Raw genomic sequence first — 18,544 nt, 5'->3', positions numbered from 1 at the left:
TAATGACTTCTTAATGGAATCAATTCATGAACATTAATGTTTCAAAAAGGCGGTCCTTTCGTCTTTCGCCCTTTGTCTCTTAGTCTCTTAGTCTCTTAGTCTCTTAGTCTCTCTAGTTGCAATGTAGGGTTTTGTGTATAGTTTGTGTATAGTTTGAAGCACAAACTATACATTTCGCAACGCGCGGAGAATCAGCGGAATGCAGGGTTGAATGTAGGGTTTGTGTATAGTTTGTATAGTTTTTTTGTTTCCCCTTTTATTTATGTATATAGATATAGGTGTGTTCTATAAATTACGGGATAAGGAACGTTGAAAAGAAAGTGCTTACGTTTTGGTTGGTTTCTTAGCGCGCCCTTTTTAAGTTTCGTCAGTCACATAGCCCGCTATGCTCCTTCCTCAACTGCCAAAAGTTCATCTCAAAGAAAGCAAAAATCAACTCAACCTAATTTTCAGAACACCCCTTAACTGCCAAAAGTTCATCTCTAAGAAATCAAAAATCAACGCAACCTAATTCTTAGGACACCCCTTAAAACTGAACCCTACACAGTGGCGAATTGAACTCCGCCGTTGTGTAGGGTTTGTGATGTTTTCAGGGGGAAGGTGACGAAAGATTTTCGGGCGTTCCCCGAGTGATGGCAAGTTGTGGTGTTCCGAGCAAGGAACTTTCTGCGTTCTTTTCTTTGTTTGCTCCTAATAGTTCACCCACTTCCACATTTCCTTCAGCGAAGGCTTTTTGCCGTACATCAAGATGCCGACGCGATAGATGCGGGCGCTGAGCCAGACGAAGGCGATGGCGGTGCCGTAGAGCAGAGCCAGTGAGAGCAGTTCCTCCCAAAGGGGTACGCTGAAGGGGACTCTCACCATCATCACGATGGGAGAGGTGAGCGGGAACATGGAAGCCCAGAAGGCGAGCGGGCCGTTTGTGTTTTCAGCGCTTCCCATGGCGGCGTAGAGTCCGAACACCATGATGAGAACCACGGGCATCATGAACTGCGAGGAGTCCTCCTGCTCGTTCACCGAAGCACCCACCGCGGCGAAGAAGGAGGCGTAGAGCAGATAGCCGCCGACGAAATAGAGTGCAAAGAGGATTCCCATTTCCAAGAAAGGCAGCCCTGTGATGGCGGCATAGATTTCATCTCCCCCTGAGGTCGGCGGTGTGGGCATTCCGTTTGCCATCATGGCGGTTGTCTCCGGTGCGGGTGTGGCGGAGAGTCCGAAGATGCTGCCCGCGGCAAAGAGGATGGCAGCCAGCATGATTCCCCAGATTGCCATCTGCAAGAATCCCACGAGCGAGATGCCGATGATTTTTCCCATCATCAGTTGGAAAGGTTTCACGGAAGAAACCATCAGTTCCACGATGCGATTCGTTTTTTCCTCCATGACGCTCTGCATGACCATGCCGCCATAACTCATGACGAACATGTAAATCATGAAGGTGAAGATGAAGCCCGCAGTCATGGCGATGGCGGTGTTTGAGGAGCGTGTGTCGCCTTCGGCGTTGCGTTTGACGGTGGTGACGGTGACTTCCGACTGGATGTCTTCGATGATTCGGTCAATGCCTTGTATGCCGGTGGCAGCCAGTTTGTCTCGTCGCACTCGTTCGTTGAGCACGTTCTCCACGTAACTCAACAATCCCGCTGCCACTTCTTTGTGGGAGAAGATGGTGACTCCGTTTTCTTTTTTCGTCAGGTCTTTTTGAATCACGATGACGGCTTCGACGGAGGTGGTGTCGGAATAGTATGCCGAGTTGTTCGGGTCGGCGATGGGTACGAAGCGGTAGGTTGCATCATCCTTGAATTCGCCGGCGTAGAGTCCTGTGGCATCGTGAAGAGCCACGGTTTTCTGTTCGTCGTCTTCGATGCTTGCCAGCCAAATTGGTACAAAGACGAGGGCGGCGAAGATGAAGGGCATCAAGATGGTGAGGATGATGAAAGACTTTTTCTTGACGCGGATGGTGAATTCGCGCTGTATGATGAGGAGGAACTTATTCATGGGAGGTGTTGTTTTGAGGTTCGACGACTTTCAAGAAAATTTCTTGCATGGTGGGCATTTTCTCACAGAAACTTCTTGGTTCGATTTGCGCTGCCACGCGTTGGATGAGTTCGGCGTTGGAGAGTTCGTCTGACTTTCGCAGCACAAAGGTGTGAAGTCCTCCGGCGCCGGTGTGGTTTTCCACGGTGAATCCCTCTGTGGCGGTGAGTGTTTCGTCGGTGGAGGACACCTCGTAGAGCCCGGTTCGGAATTGTTTTTTGACTTCAGAGACTTTTCCGGAGAGCACGACCTTCGAGTGGTTGATGAGGGCAATTTCGTCGCACACTTCTTCGACTGACGACATGTTGTGGGTGGAGAAGATGACGGTGTGTCCCTTGTCGCGCAGGGCAAGGATTTCTCTTTTGAGCATTTCGGCGTTCACGGGGTCGAAGCCTGAGAAGGGTTCGTCGAAGATGAGGAGGGGTGGTTCGTGGAGCACGGTGATGATGAACTGCACCTTCTGCTGCATGCCTTTGGAGAGTTCTTCGAGTTTTTTGTCCCACCAGGGCATGATGCCAAATTTGTTGAACCACACCTCGAGGCGGTGTTTCGCCTCTGCACGGCTGAGGCCTTTGAGTTGTGCGAGATAGATGGCTTGCTCGCCGACTTTCATTTTTTTGTAGAGTCCGCGCTCTTCGGGAAGATAGCCGATGCTCATCACGTCCTCCGGTCGGAACTCGTGACCGTCAAAGGTCACTTCTCCGCTGTCGGGTGCGGTGATGCGGTTGATGATTCGGATGAGGGTGGTTTTTCCTGCGCCGTTGGGACCGAGGAGTCCGAAGACTTTGCCGCGCGGCACGTTGATGCTGACGTCGTCAAGGGCGGTGTGGGCGGCATAGCGCTTCACAATGTGGGCGGCGGTGAGAAAATTGTCGTTCATTATGGTGGTTTTAGGAGGTTGTGTTCTAATAGATTATGGAATAAGGAATGTTCAAGTGAAAGCGCTTACGTTTTCAACCTAATTTTTAGAACACCCCTTTTCACGGATTGCTTTCGCCTTCGATGAAGGTTTCGAGGAACATGTTTTCTCCGTCAAACACGGCGTAGGTGAAGAGAGAAATCCAATCGCCGAGGATGAGCAGACGTGTTTCACGTCGGAGCATGAGGTCCAGTTCAATGTGTCGGTGTCCGAAGAGAAAGAAGTTGATGTCGGGGTGAGTTTTGAGATATTCCTTGGCGAAGCAGACGAGCGTTTCGTTCTTTTCTCCTTGATAGGGTGGCTCTTTTCCGTCTGTGCGTTTGAGGCGAGAGCGGCGTGCCCATTCAAGTCCGAACGCCATTCCCCAGCGGGGGTGGACGGCGGCGAAGAGTTTCTGACAGATTCGGTTGTGGAACATGGCGCGGATGAAGCGGAAGCCGCGTTCCGTGGTGCCGAGTCCATCGCCGTGGGCGAGGAAGAAGGTTTTTCCGTAGAGTTCCACCACCTCTTCCTTGCGGTGAATCGTCATGCCGCACTCTTTTTCAAAATAGTCGTTCTGCCAAAGGTCGTGGTTGCCGTAGAAATAGTGCACTTCAACGCCGAGGTCGGTCAGTTCGCTGATTTTCCCCAGCAGACGAGTGTAGCCTTTTGGCACGACGGTTCGATATTCGTGCCAGAAGTCAAACATGTCTCCCAGAAGATAGACCGCCTCCGCCTTGTGTTTGATGGAGTCAAGGAAGTTCACGAGCCGACGCTCCTGGGTGCGTCGGTGTTCGATGGCGAGGCTGCCGAGGTGTGCATCGGAGAGGAAATAGATGTTTTTCATTTTGTCGGAGTTGGGGAAACGTGGAAGGGGGAGTTCTATGAAACCTATGGAATGGGGAGCGTTCAAGTTCAAACTTTCCCTAATTCAAAGAACAGCCCGCCTAAGTTTTGCTTCGTGTTCAGAGGAAGCCGAGTTCGAGTTTGGCTTCCTCGCTCATCATGTCCTTGTCCCATTCGGGTTCAAAGACGAGGTTCACTTTCGCTTCGCTGACGCCCGGCACGCCGTCAAGTTTGAGGCGCACGTCCTCCACGATGAAGTCGGCGGCGGGGCAGTTCGGCGCGGTCAGTGTCATGTCCACGTCAAGGGTGGCGTCGTCATGAAGGTCAATGCGATAGATGAGTCCGAGGTTATAGACGTCCACGGGAATTTCCGGGTCATAGACTGTTTTGAGCACTTCAACGATGCGTTCTTCTATTTTCAAACGTTCTTCTTGTGTCATGTTTTGCTATATATATATAATATGGTGTGTTTTTTTCAGAGTTTTCCTTCGTTGGCGTAACTGAAGTAGGTGTGGTCAGTCAGGATGATGTGGTCGATGAGTTTGATGTCCATGATTCGTGCTGCTTCTTTGAGTTTTTGTGTCAGTCTGTCGTCCTCGAGGCTCGGTTTCGGGTTTCCCGAGGGATGGTTGTGGCAGAGCGCGATGCAGGTGGCTCCGGCGAGCAGGGCTTCTTTGAGTGCGAGTCGCACGTCCACCGTGGTGCCCGTCAGTCCGCCTCGGCTCAGGAGTTTGCATCCTTTGAAACCGAGGCTTTGGCTCAGCAGGAGCAGCCGGCATTCCTCCACCGTTTTCCCCTTCATGGAGGAGAGGAAGAACTGATAGATGAGGTCCGAGTTGGTGTAGCGCGTTTGGTTCGGGTTGTGTTGCTCCTTCATTCTTCTTTTTGCCAGTTCGCACGCCGCCTGGATGGTGATGGCTTTGGCAGGTCCGAAGCCTTTGTAGGCACAGAGTTCTTTGATGCTCTTCGCCTCCAGTTCAGCAAGGCTGTCTTGGGCATCGTGGAGCACGCGCTGCATGAGTTGCACCGCGTTTTCTTCCGAGTTTCCCGAACCGATGAGGATGGCGAGCAGTTCTGCTGTCGTCAATGCTTCCGCACCGTGTCTTTCCAGTTTCTCGCGCGGTCGGTCTTCGATGCTGAGGTCAGTGATGGAGAGTTTCAAGGTGGTCACGCTGAATCCGCAGTTTTGAGGAGATGAAAGAATCAATCAATGAGAGGGAGTGGAAACGCCTTTGCTTCACGGCTTATTCCATAATTCACAGAACGCTCCCCCCCTTATTTATAAAAGTTTCCTTTGAAGGCTTCAAACTCCGATTTGCCTCTGACGCATTGGCGCCACCAGGCACGAAGGAAGCCGGAGCCGTAGCCACAGAGTTGCACGAAGGAGGCAGCCACGGCGCGCACACCCACCGACAAACTCCGTTCGGCGCGGGTGGCATCGACCAAGACCAAAAGGGCAAAGAGCAGGGGAGGGGTCAGTGCCCAGAGCGCGTGGAGGCAGCCTGCAGCCAAACCGGCGAGCGTCACCAAAAGCAGAAAAGCCAATCCGGCGGTGAAGACGGAGGGCAGGAGATGAACGAGTTTCAGTGTGCCGGGGTGGAGCCGCGTGAGGTTGATGCGTGCGATGCCCGAGTTGTGAACCTGTTTGAAGAACTTCTTGAGGTCCGTTCGGCGCTTGTGCCACACCCACGCCTCGGGGAAGAGCCGGCAACTGTGACCGGTTTCAAAGATGCGGGTGGAGAAGTCAATGTCCTCGCCGAAACGCATCGGGGAGAAGCCTCCGAGTTCGGCATAGACGGTGCGGCGCACGCCCATGTTGAAGGAACGGGGATAGAACTTGTCCAGTTTTTTCTTGCCGCCGCGGATGCCGCCGGTGGTGAAAAAGGAGGTCATGGCATAGTTTATCGCCTTCTGCGTCGGAGTGAAGTCGGGGTGTGCGCGGTCCGGTCCGCCGAAGGCATCGCAGGGAGCAGCGGTGAGTTCGCGCTCCACAGCAGCCAGATAGTCCGGAGGGAGCACCACATCGGAGTCAAGCACAAGGACGTAGTCGCCCGTGGCTCGCTCCACTCCGAAGTTGCGGGTCATGCCCGGTCCGGAGTTCTCTTTGAAAAAGTATCTGACAGAAAGTTTTTCGCGAAATCTCTCGCAAACATCTTCGCAGCGCAGGTCGGAACCGTCCTCCACAACGAGTACTTCAAAGTCCTTGAAACTCTGCTGAGTGAGACTCTCCAGCAGTTCCTCCGTTTCGTCGGGGCGGTTAAAGACGGGAATGATAAAAGAATACTTCATAAGAGGAAAAGGGTAGGCGTTTCGCGCCGTCAACGGTCAATGGTCAAGAGTCGTTGACTGTGAGTTAAAGAGGCTCAAGGGGTGTTCTATAAATTACGGGATAAGGAACGTTCAAAAGAAAGTGCTTACGTTTTGGTTGCTTTTCGTTTCTTAGCGCGCCCTTTGGTAAGTTTCGTAGTCGCATAGCCCGCTATGCTCCTTCCTCAACTGACAAAAGTTCATCTCTAAGAAAGCAAAAATCAACTCAACCTAATTTTTAGAACACCCCTCAAGGCTATAAGGTGTGAAACCTTAACGACTGACAAAAGTAGTGTCTCGCGCTTGAAGAGCAAAGCAAAATGCCTAATTTCTCCCTTTTCACCGGCTTCTTTGGGGAAGAAAAGGACGTGAAAAGGACGAAAAATGCACGTTTGGAATTAAATTTTTGTCACGACGAAGGAAAGATATTTCTTTAGTAATCAAAAAATACGTAATTTTGCGCTCCGAAAAGAGAAACAAAAACTTTAAGTAATCACTCATGATCAAATCACAAGACATCAAGAAGGGTACCTGCATCCGCTTGGACGGTAAACTCTACTTCTGCATCGATTTTCTTCACGTAAAGCCCGGCAAGGGTAACACCATCATGCGCACCACCTTGAAGGACGTGGTGAGCGGTCGTGTTTTGGAACGCCGCTTCAACATCGGCGAAGCACTCGAAGACGTGCGCGTGGAACGCCGCCAGTTCCAGTACTCCTACGCTGAAGGCGACCAGTATCACTTCCTCAACCAGGAAACTTGGGACGACGTGGTCATTTCCCACGACCTCATCACCGGTGTGGAATACATGAAGGAAGGCGACGTGGTGGACGTGGTGAGCGACGCTTCCACTGAAACCATCCTCTTCGCAGAAATGCCCGTGAAGACCAAACTCAAGATTGTTTACACTGAGCCCGGTCTCAAAGGCGACACCGCCACCAACACCCTCAAACCCGCTAAACTCGAAACCGGCGTGGAAGTGCGTGTGCCCCTCTTCATCAACGAAGGCGAAATCATCGAAATCGACACTCGCGACGGTTCTTACCTCAACCGCGTGAAAGCATAAAGGGTGAACCTCCCTCCTAAAACCCTGTTCGCAGGGAAAGTTTAAAAGCACGACCGACAGCGCAAGTTGTCGGTCGTGTTGCGTTCCGGAGAGACTGACGTCAAAGGAAAACCTCAAAGGCTGCGCATTTCACGAAACAGGGCGAAGTGTAAGGGACATGTGAATTTGTTTGCTTAACTTTGCTCCCGAAAAAGAAAAACACTATAGGACTGTTCTAAAAATTAATAAGCAACCCAAAAAATAAGCACTTTCTCGAACGTTCCTTATCCCGTCATTTATACCTCCCCATTCACCCATTCAATGAGAAAATTATTCATGCTTCTTCAAAAGATTCTTCCTTTGGGAATTTTTCTTGCCGCTCTGTTATCGGCTTTGCCGTCTTCCGCACAGTCTCATGACCACGAAGATGACTGCTGTCTGGCGTTGCCCGAAGGCAAACTGGCAGCCTCCTTCCGTCAGATGCTTCAGGACAACGGCACTCGTCAGTCAGACTTGAAGTCCGTGTCGCGTGCTCCGCGCCCTTCTTCACCCTCTCAGTCCGTCATCTACAACACCGGTGAGGTCTATGTCATGCGTGTCGCGCTTTGTCTGACCTACGAGGTGGCGTATGGTTTCAACAGCGGAGACTTCGAGACCGTCAATGCCTGGTGGGACGAGGCAGAGCGCGTTTTGAACTCCATCTATCGCGACGATGTCGGAGTTGAAATGCGTGTGGTGCGCGACCCGAATCTCATCTGTCTCGCTGAAGACGCAGAACTGCCGCTTCGCAACAACGAAGGTTCCATCATCATCACCAACGCCGTGCCCCTCATCAACAAACTGATTGGCGAAGACGCCTACGACCTCGGTCTCCTCGTCGCCAACCCGAAGGGCAGTCTGCAAGGGCAGGCATATCAGGGCGGCGGTGCTTTCCCCACGATGAAGGCTGCCGGATGGGCTACCACCTCACACATCACCATTTCCCACGAAATCGGTCACCTGCTCGGCGCGGGTCACTCCCACCAAATCGAAAACGGCGACTGCACGGAACCCGGTACGGGACAAAGTGTGATGAGTTACGGCTATCCGAGAGATTTCATGGGAATGGCGGCACTGAAAGCCATCCGCAGCGTGATGAAAAACCTCAATGTCTATCTTTCCGAAGAACGCAGCGACCTCCATGCTGATTTCACAAGAAACGCGGAGACAACCAACATGCCGTGGGTCTATGCGGAAGAAGGCGGGCAGCCGGAGATTGACCGCGAACGCTTGCGCAAAGAATATGTCGTCACGCAAGGTTCCAACTTCCAGTTCTATCTCCCGTTGAAGAACCATTTCGCCGAACCCGTCGCCTCCTGTGTGCATGGTTTTGACATCACTTCCATGCAGGGCAGCAATGCGTTGATTCCAGCCTATAAGTCTCAGGTCACGGACTGCGTCATGTTCCAACCCTACTATCTCAATCCCGCCTCGCTGGCATCTGATGCCACCTATCCGCAGTATGAACTCTACTCCGACGACTCCCGCCCGGGACTTTACACCTTCCTCGGTGCCGTGCACCAGCGCTCGCTCTACGACTCCGAAAGGCTGAAACTCAGAATTGTGACGGGGTCGCCCTTTCAGACAAGCATTTCTTCGCCCACCAATTTCATCAAGTTCTATTGGGGCAATCAACTCAAACTGACTTGGACGCCGCAGACGGAACTCTACGGCACGGACAGTAAGGTGCGCATCCTGCTTTCCAAGGACTTTGGGCAGACCTTCCCCTACGTGCTGGCGGACGACGTTCCCAACACCGGTGAGTGGACAGGTGCTTTCCCCTACGTGGAAATCGGGAAGACTGCCTATCGCGGCTATCCTTCTTCCATCAGCGGTGGTTGCATCAAAGTCGAAGTAAAGAATGAAGCAGTTTATGGCATAAGTCCCTCGGTGCCCTATACAGTCCAAGGCGGCGAAGTGGTCTATTCCGGCGGCTTCGAACTGAGCGAGAGTACCGCGAAAGTGTTGTTCCAAAACGCTCCCGAACCATTCGTGAACGTGGCATCGGAAGACGAAATCGGAGAAATGCCGACGTTGAAAGCCTACAGAAAAACAGCGCCCTCCACGCTCTATTCCTCCACCGCCAAAGAAGAACGCGAAGGCAACATCGTCAGACGAAGTTGGACGGCGAATGTGAACGGTACACCCTATACCTACACCCAAATCTTCATGCTGCCTGATGTGCTGACCGATGAAAAACGCGCCACGCTGAAAGCCAAAGACCTGACGGCGACAGCCAAAGACCTCTATGAGCACAAGGGGCAGATGGCATATCCCAAAGTTTCCACAGAAGCGTGGAAGGCGTTTGTCCGTGCCTATGAAGACGTGTTCACCGAAGACGGTGCGCTGAAGGAAGAGTCGCTGACGCTCGCCAAGGTCGATGCGCTCGAATCTGCCCTTGAAGACTTGAACAACTTGGGCGACGATGAAATTGTCATGCCGCTCAGAGAGGGCAAGTATCTCTTGAGAAGTTATCAGGCGATGCCTGCCACCACTCCTTATTATTATTATAAGCGCGATGCGGAGGGCAACGAATCCTTCACCTCCTCCGTGGAAGAAGCCACGCCGCTCATTCTGACTCTTGGTGACAACTGTGTATATCTGGAAGACGAGGCGGGACGCACACCCTATCTTGAGGGCTTCACAAATCCCGGTCCCGACATCAAGTTGGAGCGCGGCTACACCTGGGGCAGTTACACGCTTGTCAATCTCTTCCCCGCCGCCGCGCAGTTGAGTCGCACGGGAAATACGTTCTCCGCAGTCTATGACTACGCCAGCAACCCCGTGGCATATCGCTGCAACAACAGCAATGGCGTGATTGTCTCCACCGACTTCCAGTTCGTGCCGCTCGAGGAAGAGAAGGTGTCGTTCACCATCAGCAATGCCGGCTATGTGACCTTCTTCACCGACAAAGCCTTCCAAATGCCGGACGGCGTGAGGGGCGGCATCATCACCGACACAAAGGACGGAAAGGCAATGGTGGACTATCGCTATCCCTCCGGTGAAGTCGTGCCAGCCCAAACCGCTCTCCTGCTGAACGGTTCTGCAGATACCTACGAAGCCGTTGTGGCTACTTCCTCTGAATCCGCTCCGACCGAGAATCTTCTGCACGGCACGCTGACCGACGCGCTGACTGACGTGGAGGGCGCTACGGCATACTATAAACTTGCCTATCGCAGCAGCACTGACCGAACGCTTGGCTTCTTCTGGGCTGCCGAAAACGGGGCGGCGTTCACCAACAAGGCGGGAAAAGCATTCCTGGCGCTGACTTCTTCTGCCTCCATGACGCGTGGTTTCATTCTGGAAGACTCTGAACTTACCGTTGTCACCGACGTGAAGACCGAAATCCAAAAGGACGACACGGTCTATGGACTTGACGGACGACGCTTCAACGGCTCACATCTGCCCAAAGGCATCTACGTCAAGAACGGAAAGAAAATCATTGTGAAATAAAGTGGGAACCGTCCGCCGCGCTGAAAACGAAAAAGTAGGATTTGTCCGCCGCGACGGAAACGATAAACAGAAATAAGATGAACGTGAAACACCGCAAACCATATTTCTCTCCGCAAATCATCTCCTTCCGTTTTGTCCCCTCCGCATTGCTTGCTCTCTCCGGCGGACCGGGAGTGAAGGATGAAGTGTCAGAAGAGGATCAACTCTCCTCGCAACGACCCGCAGAAGGTTGGGACGGTGCGCATGAGCACTCGTCATTCTGGGAGTCACACTGAATCTTCAAATCTGAAACGCGACTCTGCCGCTCTGAATTCTAAAAACACATCCGCATTCGGTTGAACGCCGAATGCGGATGTGTGCTGTTTGATTGAAATGTAGAATTTTCTTTCAAAAACTCTCGAAGGTGAAGGGAAGGATGTCCTTGACGGTGGCAAATTCCCACACCTCGTTTCTGCCGCAGAGCAGGACGCGGATGGGATGTCCGGCGCGAGTCTCTGCTTCCACCAGTGCTTGGCGGCAGATGCCGCAGGGACTGATGGGCGTGAGCGTGAAATCTTCTCCTTCCTTGCGAGCGGCAATGGCGATGGCAGCCACGGGAACGTCCGGTTGGTGTGCGTGGGCATAGAACAAAGCGGTGCGCTCGGCACAGGTGCCCGCTCCGAAGGCGGCATTTTCCTGATTGCTGCCGCAAACCGTCTCGCCGTTGTCAAGAAGCACGGCGGCACCCACGCAGAAGTGAGAGTAGGGGGAGTAGGCGGTGAAAGTGGCTTGGCGTGCCTGTTGCGCCAAGTTGAAATTGTCTTTTCCCAGGGCTTCCTCTGAGAACTCGTGACGAACGTAGTGAATGACGAGCGTGCAATCCATGTCTTGAATATATTTGGGAAAGACGAGCAGAAAGATATAGATGTCTAAGTTGAAGCACGGAACGAGTGGGCTCCTTTATGCTTACATCATGACTTGATTCAGAGAGAAGTCACCCATGATTTTACTGCGGTCCACGTTTCCTCTGATGCCGGGGATGGAGCCGGTTTCGGTGTATTGCCACATGATATATTCCATGCCATCGTTCAGCACGGGACTGTCACTGCGGTAGCGTGCAATCATGAAGTGATAGTCGGTGAAAAGACCGGAGAGATGACGGTTGTAGAAGTTGTTGTAGGTGTAGAGCAGTGGTTTGCGACCGTAGAACTCTGTCACCTTCTCAATGAAGCATCGAAGGTCTTCAATGAATGTCTCTTCGCTCACAGAGCCTCGGTGTTCGATGTCAATGATGGGCACAAGGTCTTGCTCGTCGCGTCGAACCACTGAGGTGAGGTTTTCAAATTGTTTTTTCCAGTCAATGGTTGGACGATAGAAGTGGTAACTTCCCACGCTGAGGCCGACGCGGCGTGCTTCGGCGAGGTTGCGAGCGTAGGTGTTGTCCACCATGGAAGCTCCTTCGGTGGCTTTGAGGTAAACGTAGGAGATTTGGGAATTGCGTACCACTTCGTCCCAGTCAATATATCCTTGATGGTGCGAAACGTCAATGCCCTCCTTGTAGGCATTGTTGATTCGAGCGTTGGAGGTGGGCAGGAAGACGGCTGCCGCGTGTGTCATGAAATGTTCCGCCACAGATTTTTTGCTCAGTCGGTCGGGCTGAACGGCTTCATACTCCGCCATGCCTCGTCCGTTGTCTTTGTCTTTCTTTCGTGCGTCTGCCGGAAGTTGGGCAGCAGTGAGAAAAACGGTGCAAACGAGAAGACTTTTGGAGAGGAAACGAGAGATAAACATGTGGAGAAGGATATTGGATGAAAGGTTTGACAAAGGAAGAGCGTGAACTTTGCGCCCACGCTTGCAAAAATAGGTCTAATTTTCAGAATATCTGGTCTGAAACAGTTTTTTAACAGAAAAAAGTGCCGCGAACCAGTCGCGGCACAATCTTTTGTTTTGGGAAAGTTCAAAAGGGAAGATTATTCAGCGCGGAGAGTGAAGCGCTTGAAATCAATGACGGTGAGTTCTTTGTCAGCAGACTTAAGGTAGTCAGCCACAGAGAGTTTGGCGTCCTGAATGTATTCCTGTTCCAAGAGGCAGGATTCCTTGAAGAACTTCTTCATGCGTCCCTGAGCGATGTTCTGAATCATCTGTTCGGGGAGGTTAGCAGCCTTCTCTTCAGCCACGGTCTTTTTGAGTTCGCGGATTTCGTCAGCCTGCTCAGCGGTGATGTTGCCTTTCATGATGCCTTCTTCAAGGTGAGATTCGCTCTCAGCGATGTAGAGGTTGAAACCAGCCTTTTTGAGTGCTGCTTCGACAGCCTTCTTGACTTGTTCTTCCTTGGTTTTCTCGATGGCAACCTTGAGTTCTTCTTCCTTCACGCTTTCGGGCACGCTTTCGGCGTTGAGAGCCACGGGGTTCATGGCAGCCACCTGCATGGCAACGTTGTGAGCCTGTTCTTCAGCGGGTTTGTTGGTCTGAACCATGGTGCAGAGCATGTGACGACCCATGTGGTCATAGACGGAGACGTTCTCGCCTTCAATGAAGTTGTAGCCGTCGAGTTCCATCTTTTCACCGGTGATACCGCTTCTGTCGGTCACGGCTTCAGCCACGGTGTGACCTCCGAAGGGAAGGGCGAGCACTTCTTCGAGCGTCTTGCACTTGTTCTCCACGGCAGCGTCGAGGATGTCCTGAGCGAGTTTCACGAAGTCAGCGTTCTTTGCCACGAAGTCAGTTTCACATTTCAAGGCGATGATGGCGGAGAAGCCGTTGGCGGACTTCACGAGCACAGCACCTTCTGCTGCTTCTCTGTCAGAGCGCTTGGCTGCCACAGCCTGACCTTTTTTGCGGATGATTTCGATGGCTTCTTCCATGTTGCCGTTAGCTTCGGCCAAAGCCTTTTTGCAGTCGCCCAGACCGGCGCCGGTCATGGTGCGGAGTTTCTTGATATCTTCTAATCCTACTCCCATTGTCGTAAAATTATTTTAGAGTGGTAATATTATTAAATTGAAATTTGAAAAGAAAAAGGGTTCTTGGCATGAAGAGTCACAAATGTGTTTGTTTTTCCCACGACCAAGAACCCGTTTTACTGATGATGTTGTCAGAAGAAATTATTCTGCGGCAGTCTCAGTCGTTTTGGCTGCTGCTTCAGCAACTTCGGCGGGAGCTTCTTCCTTCTCGGCACGAGCCTTGGCGGCACGTTTGCGGGGAGCAGCCTTGGGTGCTTCCTGTTCGCCGGCAGCTTCAGTGTCCACCTTTTCTGCTTTTCTTTCTTCCACGCCTTCAGCGATGGCGCCGCAAAGTGCGTCGAGGATGACCTCTACGCTCTTGTTGGAGTCGTCGTTTGCGGGGATGACGAAATCCACGGAGTTGGGATCGGAGTTGGTGTCCACGATGCCGAAGACGGGGATGCCGAGTCGGCGTGCTTCCTTCACGGCGATGTGTTCCTTGCAAACGTCGATGACGAGCAGTGCTGCGGGGAGACGAGTCAGGTCAGCGATAGAACCGAGGTTCTTTTCGAGTTTAGCGCGCTGACGAGAGATTTGCAGGATTTCGCGTTTGGAAAGGTTGGAGAAGGTGCCATCGCCCATGAGTTTGTCGATGTTAGCCATCTTCTTCACAGCCTTACGGATGGTGGGAAAGTTGGTGAGCATGCCGCCCGGCCAGCGTTCGGTCACGTAGGGCATGTTCACGGAAGTGGCTTTGTCTGCAACCACTTGCTTGGCCTGTTTTTTAGTAGCTACGAAGAGGATTCTCTTGCCCTGCTTGGCAATGGCTTTCAGTTCTTCTGCGGACTCGTCGATTTTAGCGACGGTCTTGTGAAGGTCGATGATGTGAATGCCGTTGCGCTCCATGAAGATGTAGGGAGCCATGGCAGGATTCCATTTGCGTTTGAGGTGGCCAAAGTGACAGCCTGCCTCAAGAAGAGTTTCAAAAGATGTTCTTGACATTTTTCTGTTTGTTTTTTTCGTTTACTTTCTTGTGAGTTGTTTTGAATTAGCAACCAATCGCCGCGGTAGTCTTCGCAGTGTGAGAAGAGAAAGAGTCCGAACGATTTAGATACTAAACGTGCCAGTTTGCAAACAAGCCGATTAACGTTTGCTGAACTGGAAGCGACGGCGTGCTTTGGGACGTCCCGGTTTCTTGCGTTCCACGGCGCGGGGGTCGCGGGTCATGAAGCCTTCAGCGCGGAGAGCCTTCTTGTCTTCGGCGTTGATTTTCACCAAGGCACGTGCGATGGCGAGGCGGAGAGCCTGGCTCTGTCCGGTGAAACCGCCTCCGAAGAGGTTCACTTTGATGTCATACTTCTCAGCCACGTTCAGCAGGTTCAGAGGCTGCTTCACGACATACTGCAGAATGGTGGAGGGGAAATAGTCGGCGAGGTCTCTCTTGTTGATGGTGATTTTGCCGGTACCCTCAGTGACGTAAATACGTGCCACGGCGCTCTTGCGGCGGCCTAATGCATTGATCATTTCCATTTCTGCGACTTATTTGAGAAGGTTAATATCGATTGCTTTGGGAGACTGTGCTTCCATGTTGTGCTCTGCGCCTTCAAAAACATAAAGGTGGGTGAGCAGTTTGGCGCCAAGTCTGTTTTTGGGGAGCATGCCCTTCACGACGCGACGGAGAAGTTTGTCGGCACCGTTCTTCTTTGCCATGATGGAGGCGGGGGTGTGCTCTTTCTGACCGCCGGGATAGCCGGTGTAGGTCAGATAAACGCGGTCTGTCCATTTCTTTCCGGTCAGACGCACCTTGTCGGCGTTAATGATAATCACGTTGTCTCCACAATCCACGTGAGGGGTGAAGTTCGGTTTGTACTTGCCACGGAGCAGCTTTGCCACTCTTGTGCAAAGACGACCCAGAATCTGGTCGGTGGCATCCACCACAACCCATTCCTTGTTCACGGTCTCTTTGTTGGCAGAAATGGTCTTGTAACTTAAAGTGTCCACTTTGTTTGTTTGATTTTTAATAAAGTAACTACTATAACTTATCCCCTTGCTTTTCTTTTGGACATCGTTCCAGGCCAATAGAACTGACGCCTTTTCACAAGGAGTCGGAGCCCTTTTGAGGCTCGTCGTGATAATAATCGGCGTGCAAAAGTACAACTTTCTTCATAACTGACAAATACTCTGTTACATATTTCTTTCATTTTCTTTCAAGGGGTCAACAGTCAACGGTCAACAGTCAATGGTCAACAGTCAACGGTCAATGGTCAACGGTCAAGGGTCAACGGTCAAGGGTCAACGGTCAACAGTCAACGGTCAACAGTCGACAGTCAAGGGTCAAGGGTCAAGGGTCAACGGTCAACGGTCAAGGGTCAAGGGTCAATGGTCAACGGTCAACGGTCAATGGTCAACGGTCAATGGTCAATGGTCAATAAGCAAGATTCAGTGGGTGGCGGAAAGAAGAGGTGGAGCAGGTGAAAACAAGTTTTGTCATTGTCGCTCTGCTGTGTGCCGTTTCCACACCTTATATAATATATAGGTATATATAGGATGATATAGGTATAATATAGGACGTTCTGAGACGGTGGTATAAACTTCATTCAAAAGAAGGGGATTGTGTTTAGGTTGCTTTCTGATTGTCTGAGTGATTTTGTGAGTCTTGCCAGCCACATAGTCCGCTTTGCTTCCTCCACTGACGAAACTTACAAAAGGGCGCGCGTTTCTTGTGCAAGGCTCTTGAAAATTTATCTTACAAAATATTTGTCGGTTTCTCCGAAGTTTGTAATTTTGCACCCACAAACAGCCCATTACACAAATTGTTACCACACAAATTTGTACAAACCAACAAGCTATAGCAACAATGAAACAAGGTATTCATCCTGAAAATTATCGTCCCGTTGTGTTCAAAGACATGAGTAACGGCGATATGTTCCTTTCTCGCTCCACCTGCAAAACCACTGAAACCGTTGAATTCGAAGGCGAAACTTATCCCGTGGTGAAGCTCGAAATTTCTAACACTTCTCACCCCTTCTACACCGGAAAGTCCAAACTCGTCGACACTGCCGGTCGCGTGGACAAGTTCATGAGCCGCTACGGCAAGAGCAGAAAGTAATAACCCCTTCAGGGATAAACAATACAAACAGTGGAAGTACCTCAGGGTGGCTTCCACTGTTTTGCATTTCTGCATTTGTTTCCGCGCTTTCCAAAACGCCTCCTTTTCGTCCGTCCAAGAAAAACATACACTCGTCATGCCCTCAGCACTGCTTTTGACCTGTGAACCCATTCCCCTGGTGCGCATCGCACTGATTGGACTGGGTGACCGCGGAATGAAAACTCTGCGGAGATATGCTTTCATTCCTCACGCTGAAATCCGTTATGTTGTGGATCTCGACTCCGAAAAAACGGAGACAGCCAATGCTGCCTTGACGCAGTCGGGACGACCGGCGGCGGTTGCCTTTTGCGGAGCCGAGGCTTGGAAGACGGTGTGCGAGAAGGAGGATGTGGATTTGGTCTATGTCTGCACGGAATGGAACACCCACACTCCGATGGCGGTCTATGCCATGGAACACGGGAAACACGTGGCTGTCGAAGTGCCTGCCGCCACAACCGTTGAGGAGTGTTTCCGCCTCGTCCGCACAGCCGAGGCGACGCAGCGCCACTGTTTCATGACGGAAAATTGTTGCTACGATTTCTTTGCGCTCCAAACCCTTGAAATGTTCCAAAAAGGGAAACTCGGCACCATCACTCACTGCGAGGGAGCCTACATCCACCGCATCGCGGAGGCAGAACAAGAGGTGAAACGTGGGGAGAGCGAAATGTTCCGACGTCACTGGATGGCGCAGTCCTATTCCACCCATGGCGGTAACCCTTATCCCACCCATGGCATTGGTCCGATTGCGCAACTCCTTGGCATTCACCGAAAAGACCGTTTCAAGACCATCACCTCAGTCACCGCTCGCGGCGTGCGACGGGGCGAAGAATGGATTGGTAAGGTCAATTCCTCGCTCCTCACGACCGAGGGAGGCGTCACCATTCTCTTGCAACTTGACGTGACCACGCCGCGCCCCTACAGTCGTCTGCAAACGGTGTGCGGCACAAAGGGCTTTGTGCAAAAATATCCGCTTCCCGTCGTCGAATGGATGGAGGAGGGCGGTGATGAAACGTGTGGAGAAGTCAAGCCCTTCTCTTTCAGCGGTGAAGAGGCGTTGAAGGTCATGGAAGAGCAGTTTTCCGAATCAGTCGCGTCGCAGTTGTGGGCGGAGGGGCACAAGAAGGGTGTGCCCAACGAGATGAACTATGTGATGGACCGCCGCCTGATTCATTGTCTTCACCATGGACTTCCGTTGGATTTGGATGTCTATGATGCAGCCGAGTGGTCCTGTCTTTGCGAACTTTCTCAGATTTCTGCCGCTCGCGGCGGCGTGCCCGTGGAAATTCCCGATTTCTTGGGGGAGTGATGGCGTGAAACCATTCTTATTCCTTCCCTTTCCCTTTTCTTTTTCTTTTTCCTTCCCTTTCCCTTTTCTTTTTCCTTTTATTTATTACTGTCCTCCAAAATCTTGCGTTTTCGGTTAAGCGTGTTCTATGATTCAGATTGAGTTGTTTCATAGAACACGATTCTGTTTTTGAACATGACGATTCAAAAACATTTCAGGGGGCTATCGATTAAGTTGTGTAGATTTTGATTTCTTCGAACTGAACTTTTGGGCAGTTGAGGAAGGAGCATAGCCTGCTCTGTGGCTGACGAAGTTTATCACAAAAATGTAGGGTTTCGGGTGTGGTTCGCTTGTACTTATATACGTAATAAAAAGGGTGTGCAAAAAACTATGCAAACTATACACAAACCCTACATTTTGCTCTTTATTCCGTTGATTTTCCGCGTGTTGCGAAATGTATAGTTTGTGCTTCAAACTATACACAAACTATACATAAAACCCTACATTGAAGCGTTCAAAACCCTACACGAAAGGTGGGGGTAAACCCTACACAGAACGCTACATGGAAGCGTTC

Annotated in this window: 17 protein-coding genes; 5 read left to right on the top strand and 12 right to left on the bottom strand. The window is 51.5% G+C overall.

The window, feature by feature from the left end; genetic code table 11:
* Positions 1–690: 690 nt before the first annotated feature.
* The 6 genes from I6E40_RS08895 to I6E40_RS08870 form a co-directional block, all read right to left on the bottom strand.
* A complete protein-coding gene (locus I6E40_RS08895) occupies positions 691–1,992 on the bottom strand; it encodes an ABC transporter permease (RefSeq protein ID WP_235386690.1) in 1,302 nt (433 codons plus the stop codon).
* Positions 1,985–2,911 carry an ABC transporter ATP-binding protein gene (locus tag I6E40_RS08890; RefSeq protein WP_235386689.1) on the bottom strand — a complete coding sequence of 309 codons (927 nt, stop codon included), beginning with the start codon at positions 2,909–2,911 and terminating at the stop codon, positions 1,985–1,987. Before I6E40_RS08890 ends, I6E40_RS08895 begins: the two co-directional genes overlap by 8 nt.
* Positions 2,912–3,011: 100 nt before the next feature.
* Entirely contained in the window at positions 3,012–3,776 is a 765-nt protein-coding gene (locus tag I6E40_RS08885; protein ID WP_235386688.1) for a UDP-2,3-diacylglucosamine diphosphatase, read from the bottom strand.
* Positions 3,777–3,894: 118 nt separating this feature from the next.
* Complete coding sequence (locus tag I6E40_RS08880; protein ID WP_235386687.1) at positions 3,895–4,215, bottom strand: metal-sulfur cluster assembly factor; 321 nt, start codon at positions 4,213–4,215, stop codon at positions 3,895–3,897.
* Between the two features lie 35 nt (positions 4,216–4,250).
* Complete coding sequence (gene radC / locus I6E40_RS08875) at positions 4,251–4,946, bottom strand: RadC family protein (protein WP_235386686.1); 696 nt, start codon at positions 4,944–4,946, stop codon at positions 4,251–4,253.
* A gap of 104 nt (positions 4,947–5,050) precedes the next feature.
* The gene (locus I6E40_RS08870; RefSeq protein WP_235386685.1) at positions 5,051–6,064 is read right to left on the bottom strand and encodes a glycosyltransferase; all 1,014 of its coding nucleotides are present in this window, start codon (positions 6,062–6,064) and stop codon (positions 5,051–5,053) included.
* 517 nt (positions 6,065–6,581) lie between these two features.
* On the opposite strand from I6E40_RS08870, the gene efp reads away from it, so the two are divergent.
* The 3 genes from efp (at position 6,582) to I6E40_RS08855 (ending at position 10,894) form a co-directional block, all read left to right on the top strand.
* Positions 6,582–7,148, top strand: a complete 567-nt coding sequence (efp, locus tag I6E40_RS08865) for an elongation factor P (protein WP_235386684.1) — start codon at positions 6,582–6,584, stop codon at positions 7,146–7,148.
* Between the two features lie 300 nt (positions 7,149–7,448).
* A complete protein-coding gene (locus I6E40_RS08860) occupies positions 7,449–10,619 on the top strand; it encodes a reprolysin-like metallopeptidase (protein ID WP_235386683.1) in 3,171 nt (1,056 codons plus the stop codon).
* A gap of 77 nt (positions 10,620–10,696) precedes the next feature.
* Positions 10,697–10,894, top strand: coding sequence for a hypothetical protein (locus tag I6E40_RS08855; protein WP_235386682.1), 198 nt, complete (start codon positions 10,697–10,699; stop codon positions 10,892–10,894).
* Positions 10,895–11,006: 112 nt separating this feature from the next.
* Here I6E40_RS08855 and I6E40_RS08850 read toward each other — a convergent pair whose 3' ends face one another.
* The 6 genes from I6E40_RS08850 to rplM form a co-directional block, all read right to left on the bottom strand.
* Positions 11,007–11,483 carry a cytidine deaminase gene (locus tag I6E40_RS08850; protein WP_235386681.1) on the bottom strand — a complete coding sequence of 159 codons (477 nt, stop codon included), beginning with the start codon at positions 11,481–11,483 and terminating at the stop codon, positions 11,007–11,009.
* A gap of 81 nt (positions 11,484–11,564) precedes the next feature.
* Positions 11,565–12,389 carry a glycoside hydrolase family 25 protein gene (locus tag I6E40_RS08845; protein WP_235386680.1) on the bottom strand — a complete coding sequence of 275 codons (825 nt, stop codon included), beginning with the start codon at positions 12,387–12,389 and terminating at the stop codon, positions 11,565–11,567.
* A gap of 179 nt (positions 12,390–12,568) precedes the next feature.
* Positions 12,569–13,558 carry a translation elongation factor Ts gene (tsf, locus tag I6E40_RS08840; protein WP_235386679.1) on the bottom strand — a complete coding sequence of 330 codons (990 nt, stop codon included), beginning with the start codon at positions 13,556–13,558 and terminating at the stop codon, positions 12,569–12,571.
* 141 nt (positions 13,559–13,699) lie between these two features.
* Positions 13,700–14,539, bottom strand: a complete 840-nt coding sequence (gene rpsB / locus I6E40_RS08835) for a 30S ribosomal protein S2 (protein ID WP_235386678.1) — start codon at positions 14,537–14,539, stop codon at positions 13,700–13,702.
* Between the two features lie 141 nt (positions 14,540–14,680).
* On the bottom strand, positions 14,681–15,067 hold the full coding sequence (gene rpsI, locus I6E40_RS08830; protein ID WP_235386677.1) for a 30S ribosomal protein S9: 387 nt from the start codon (positions 15,065–15,067) through the stop codon (positions 14,681–14,683).
* A gap of 9 nt (positions 15,068–15,076) precedes the next feature.
* Entirely contained in the window at positions 15,077–15,538 is a 462-nt protein-coding gene (gene rplM, locus I6E40_RS08825; RefSeq protein ID WP_235386676.1) for a 50S ribosomal protein L13, read from the bottom strand.
* Between the two features lie 856 nt (positions 15,539–16,394).
* Here rplM and I6E40_RS08820 point away from each other — a divergent pair.
* Positions 16,395–16,646, top strand: coding sequence for a type B 50S ribosomal protein L31 (locus tag I6E40_RS08820; RefSeq protein ID WP_235386675.1), 252 nt, complete (start codon positions 16,395–16,397; stop codon positions 16,644–16,646).
* A 136-nt stretch (positions 16,647–16,782) separates the two neighbouring features.
* Positions 16,783–17,991 (top strand): Gfo/Idh/MocA family protein, encoded by a 1,209-nt coding sequence (locus tag I6E40_RS08815; protein WP_235386674.1) that lies wholly within the window; start codon positions 16,783–16,785, stop codon positions 17,989–17,991.
* The last annotated feature ends 553 nt before the right edge of the window (positions 17,992–18,544 follow it).

This window comes from Prevotellamassilia timonensis, assembly GCF_021531665.1.
GTDB lineage: Bacteria > Bacteroidota > Bacteroidia > Bacteroidales > Bacteroidaceae > Alloprevotella.
This window is presented reverse-complemented; position numbering and strand designations above follow the sequence as displayed.